This is a genomic window from Candidatus Melainabacteria bacterium RIFOXYA2_FULL_32_9, from assembly GCA_001784615.1.
Taxonomy (GTDB): Bacteria; Cyanobacteriota; Vampirovibrionia; order Gastranaerophilales; family UBA9579; genus UBA9579.
The window spans coordinates 4,051-8,636 of sequence record MFRQ01000021.1 but is presented as its reverse complement, the minus strand read 5'-3'; the positions used below and the strand labels follow the sequence as shown (position 1 = coordinate 8,636).

Sequence of the window (4,586 nt, the reverse complement as noted above, 5' to 3'; positions counted from 1 at the left end):
GGGAATGTGTAACAGCAAGTTCAATTATAACAGCCGGTGCAAACCTTGTTGTAATGCATCATCCCGAAGCTATGGAGCATATCAAGAGTTTTATTAATAAAGCAACAATTAGTGCTTAATCACATATATGTTAATTAGTAGTAATTGAAAGATTGGATAAAGATGTCTTTAACAGGTTTACAAATATTCAAATACTTGCCAGGCGGCAAAAAAGAAAAAGAAGCAAACTGTAAAAAATGTGGTTTTCCTACCTGTATGGCTTTTGCAATGAAATTAGCCAAAAAGGAGACTACTTTAGATAAATGCGAATTTATATCCGATGAATTAAAAGCACTTTTAGAAGAAGCTGGTCAAATTCAGCAAGCAGAGATAAAGTTTGGGCCTGCTGAAAATCAAATAACTATAGGTAACGAGACTGTTATGTTTCGTCACGATAAAAAATTCGTCAATCCTACCTGCCTTGCTATAAAACTAAATAGCTCTGATCCTGATTTTGAAGGAAAATTAAATAAAATTGCAGGCTATTGTGTTGAAAGAGTTGGCGAAAATTTAAAAGTTAATGCTATAGCGCTTGCTGATTCAGATAACAGTTTTGCTGAAAAAGCTAAAAAAGTTGCACAAGCAAAAGTTCCTCTTATTTTGATAAGCTCAAACGTTGATAATGTTAAAAAAGCACTTTCAGAAACTAAAGAAGCAAAACCATTAGTACATTTAGAAAATATTGATATTAGTAAAATAATAGAAATAGAGAAAGAGTTTAATGTTCCTGTCTCAATAACAGCAAATAACCTTGAATCTCTCGTTAATAACTCAGCTAAAGCATTAGAAAATAAGTCAGAGAACCTTGTTATAGGTTTACAAGACATGGCTACCGATAGTTTAATAGAAAATCTCACTTATATCAGAAGAGCAGCCATAGAAAACAAGTTTAAACCTCTTGGCTTTCCTGTAATATCTTTTATTGATAAAATCTCCGTAATTCCAGAAAACATCATTGATAAGACTATCTGGGCTTCAACTCTGGTCTGTAAATATTCAAACATCATTGTACTGGATTATTTTAATGAAGCTTTAATTTATTCCTTACTTACATTGAGACAAAATATATTTACTGATCCTCAAAAACCTCTGCAAATTGACTCAAAACTCTATCCTATAGGAGATGTGGACGAAAATTCACCTGTCTTTGTCACCACAAACTTTGCTCTAACTTATTTCACCGTTGTTAGCGAAATAGAAGCATCAGGCATGCCGGCTTATTTATTAATAACTTCATCCGATGGCATGAGTGTTTTAACAGCCTGGTCTGCAAATAAGTTTACAGGTGAAACAATAGCAAAAGCAGTTAAGGAATTTAATCTTGAAAATATTATAAAACACAGGCAGCTTATCATTCCAGGATATGTAAGCACTTTAAAAGAAGAAATCGAAGAAGATTTACCTGATTGGGAAACAATAATCGGCCCAAATGATGCCGTAGACATTCCTGATTTTATAAATACTTATAAATAGAAGCAGATAAAAATATTATTAAAATCATCATAAAAATATAAAACTGATTTTTATGAAACATTGAAAATCAGTAAAAACAACAAAAAATAAAAGGCCTGAAAGCCCTACTAAAAAAGAAATGCGCCTGCTGCGATTCGAACGCAGGACCTATCCCTTAAAAATGACAATATAACTGACTTTTGGGATTAAAATACAAACTCTATGATTTAGCATAGTCATTACGGAAATATTACGGAAGAAAATTTTAACTTTATTAAGTCAAGTTGATTCGATTTACAGACTGCACCAAAGTACTAAATCAATTTGATTTCTATGTTATTGAAACATATTGTGGCCAAATGGACACTAGGAAACAGATCTGTTAGATGTTATAATTTAAATTATGAGAACTCATAGATATTAAACAAGCAAATAGATTTTTAAAATATCTTTATATAAGCAAATTAATATGTAATTCTATATGCTATATTTTTGTTAAATATTCTTTTTTATTAGCATTTATGTGAATATTACATATATAAGCATTTAGGACTTTATTTAATAGAAACTTATAACAATGATAAAAAAACTTTTTAATTTAGAAGAAAACACAAGAGAGAAATTCAAAAAGCACTTTATTAAAAGTGTAGTTGTGAATATTGCTTTTTCTAATCTTTCAAAACAATGTATTTTGAAAAACGAGGAATATCTAAAAACAGAATTCAAAAAGCTTGGATTTGACCAATCAGGACAAATAAAACAAGTAGAATTCACGATGAGTATTGAAGATGAAAAGCCTAAAAAACTCACGAATGAAGAAAATGTAACAGGATTATTATTCAATAATCAAAGATTAATGAAAAATCTAGAAATTATAGAAAACAGTGTCATTTGTGTTGATAATCAATATGAAGGCTTTGAATTTTTTGCTGAAAATATTGAAAATATTATATCGGTAATTAATAAAATATCTTTAGCAAACAATTCAATAGAAAAGTTGGGCTTTAGAAAAGTTAATTCCTTTGTTTCAACTGAAACACAAAATTTTGAAACAATAACTGAATTAGTCAATGATTCAGTTTTTGCTCCATTAAGAACAAATCTTATAGACATATCAAACTTCAAAGAGCACATTGAAACGATAATTGTTGAAAATGAGCATTGTAAGTCTAGACTAATTTTCGCTTGTACTAAAACAAATCCAAACGAATTTCGAGTAAATATAGATTTAGATTTGATAGACAATAAACTTTGTAATAGGTATGATATTGTTAAGAGAATAGAAACACTAAATAATGTTGCTTATAATTTATTTATATGGTCAACTACCAGCAAGTTCAGAAATATAATGAATGATACAGGAGAATAAAAAATGGCAATAAAAAAAGCTGAAGAAAGTCATATATATCTTGTGTCTGAACAAGTAGCTGAAGAAAAGCTTTTAGAGTTCGCTAGTTCCCAAAGAAGAACCAGTATTCCAAAAATAGAAGAAAATGAATATAATATGATCTTGGATAAGTCAGACTTTGAAACAATTGTAAACTCTATTAAAAACCCACAATATAATGAAAATTTATCTAAAGCACTGAAAAGGAAACTGATTTTTGATTAATGCTTATAGAGATTTTAAATGAAAATCACGATTTAAGTAGCTTTGATTGTGGGGAAATTGTTTATAATAAATACCTACAAGATCAAGCTCTCAAAGACTTAAAATCTTTTTACTCAAAAACCTATGTAGCAAGGTTAAAAGATTCAAATAAAGTAATAGCTTATTATTCGCTTATAAGTTCTCAAATAACACAAAGCGAAAGCAAGTTCATGCTTCAAGAAGAATCAAAATTGCCTGTTGTTTTACTTGGAAAATTGGCAGTAGATATTAATCACAAACGCAAAGGTATTGCTTCAGACTTATGCGTAACAGCATTTAGGACCCTTTTATTTCTATGTCATCATATAGGGTATGTAGCACTAATAGTAGACGCTGCCTCTGATGGATTGGCAGAGAAATTATACAAACCACAAGGATTTAAAAGTCTAAATAATAAGCCGAGGCGATTGTATATACAAACTACTGAGCTTATTATGATAAACGAAAGTTAAATATTTACAAGAGTCAGGTAGTTTGTAGAGTAATTTTTAATCAAAAAAATAAAAGGGCTAAACCCTTTCTTAAAAAAGAATGCGCCTGCTGCGATTCGAACGCAGGACCTATCCCTTAAAAGGGGAGTGCTCTACCTGCTGAGCTACAGGCGCATGTATTATTCAGTTTTCTTATAACACATATTAAGATAGCAACAGTATATTTCTAAGTCAAGCCTTTTTACGCTAAACTTTTGTTAAGCAACCTCTCCTAGTTGCAGTAACTGGGTTTTCTAACATGATTGTTTGTTCACGTTTTGCACCAATACTTACAATCGAGACAGGAACTTCAATAAGCTCCTGAATCCTGTTCAGATATTTTTGAGCATTCTCAGGCAGTTCCTCTAATGTTTTAGCATATGATAAATCTTCTTTCCACCCTGGCATGGTTTCATAAACAGGTTCCAAATATTTATGTATATAAGTATTTGTTGGATAATGCTCGTATATTTTTCCATTTCTTGTATCTTTATAAGCCACACAAATTTTAGCTTCATCAAAATCGTTTAAAATATCCAGTTTAGTAATAGCCATATCAGTTAAACCATTTACAAGAACACTGTACTTAGCAACTACTGCATCAAACCAACCACATCTTCTAGCTCTACCGGTTGTAGTGCCAAATTCCTGACCAATTTCCTGAATTTTGCTGCCAAATTCATCTGTTAATTCTGTAACAAAAGGACCTTCTCCAACACGAGTTATATAAGCTTTACTAATTCCAATGACCCTATCTATACAAGTAGGCCCTATGCCTGCTCCAACACAGGCTCCACCTGATACAGGATTGGAACTTGTTACATATGGATATGTACCGTGATCCACATCAAGCATAGTACCCTGAGCACCCTCAAATAAGATGTATTTCTTCTCTTTTAAAGCCTTACTGAGAATTTCCTGAATATTACTTACATATGGAGCAAGTGCTTCAGCATATTTTTTGCAGAATGATA

Annotated in this window: 4 protein-coding genes, 1 tRNA gene and 1 pseudogene (1 of these 6 running past the window's edge); 4 read left to right on the top strand and 2 right to left on the bottom strand. The window is 31.1% G+C overall.

Translation table 11 applies throughout. From position 1 onward, the window contains the following. Positions 1-162 precede the first annotated feature (162 nt). The 4 genes from A2255_03235 to A2255_03220 all read left to right on the top strand — a co-directional run bounded on the left by A2255_03235 (position 163) and on the right by A2255_03220 (position 3,594). The gene (locus A2255_03235; protein OGI23035.1) at positions 163-1,512 is read left to right on the top strand and encodes a hypothetical protein; all 1,350 of its coding nucleotides are present in this window, start codon (positions 163-165) and stop codon (positions 1,510-1,512) included. A 556-nt stretch (positions 1,513-2,068) separates the two neighbouring features. Continuing rightward, the gene (locus A2255_03230) at positions 2,069-2,860 is read left to right on the top strand and encodes a hypothetical protein (protein ID OGI23034.1); all 792 of its coding nucleotides are present in this window, start codon (positions 2,069-2,071) and stop codon (positions 2,858-2,860) included. 3 nt (positions 2,861-2,863) lie between these two features. Continuing rightward, complete coding sequence (locus A2255_03225) at positions 2,864-3,103, top strand: hypothetical protein (GenBank protein ID OGI23033.1); 240 nt, start codon at positions 2,864-2,866, stop codon at positions 3,101-3,103. Beyond that, a complete protein-coding gene (locus tag A2255_03220) occupies positions 3,103-3,594 on the top strand; it encodes a hypothetical protein (GenBank protein ID OGI23032.1) in 492 nt (163 codons plus the stop codon). The genes A2255_03225 and A2255_03220 overlap by 1 nt, the downstream gene beginning before the upstream one ends. 80 nt (positions 3,595-3,674) lie before the next feature. On the opposite strand, the gene A2255_03215 is transcribed toward A2255_03220, so the two are convergent. Together A2255_03215 and A2255_03210 are read right to left on the bottom strand one after the other, a co-directional pair. Next, positions 3,675-3,747 (bottom strand) — tRNA-Lys (locus tag A2255_03215). Between the two features lie 72 nt (positions 3,748-3,819). Next, a pseudogene (locus A2255_03210) lies at positions 3,820-4,586 on the bottom strand (hypothetical protein); it runs 468 nt beyond the window's last position.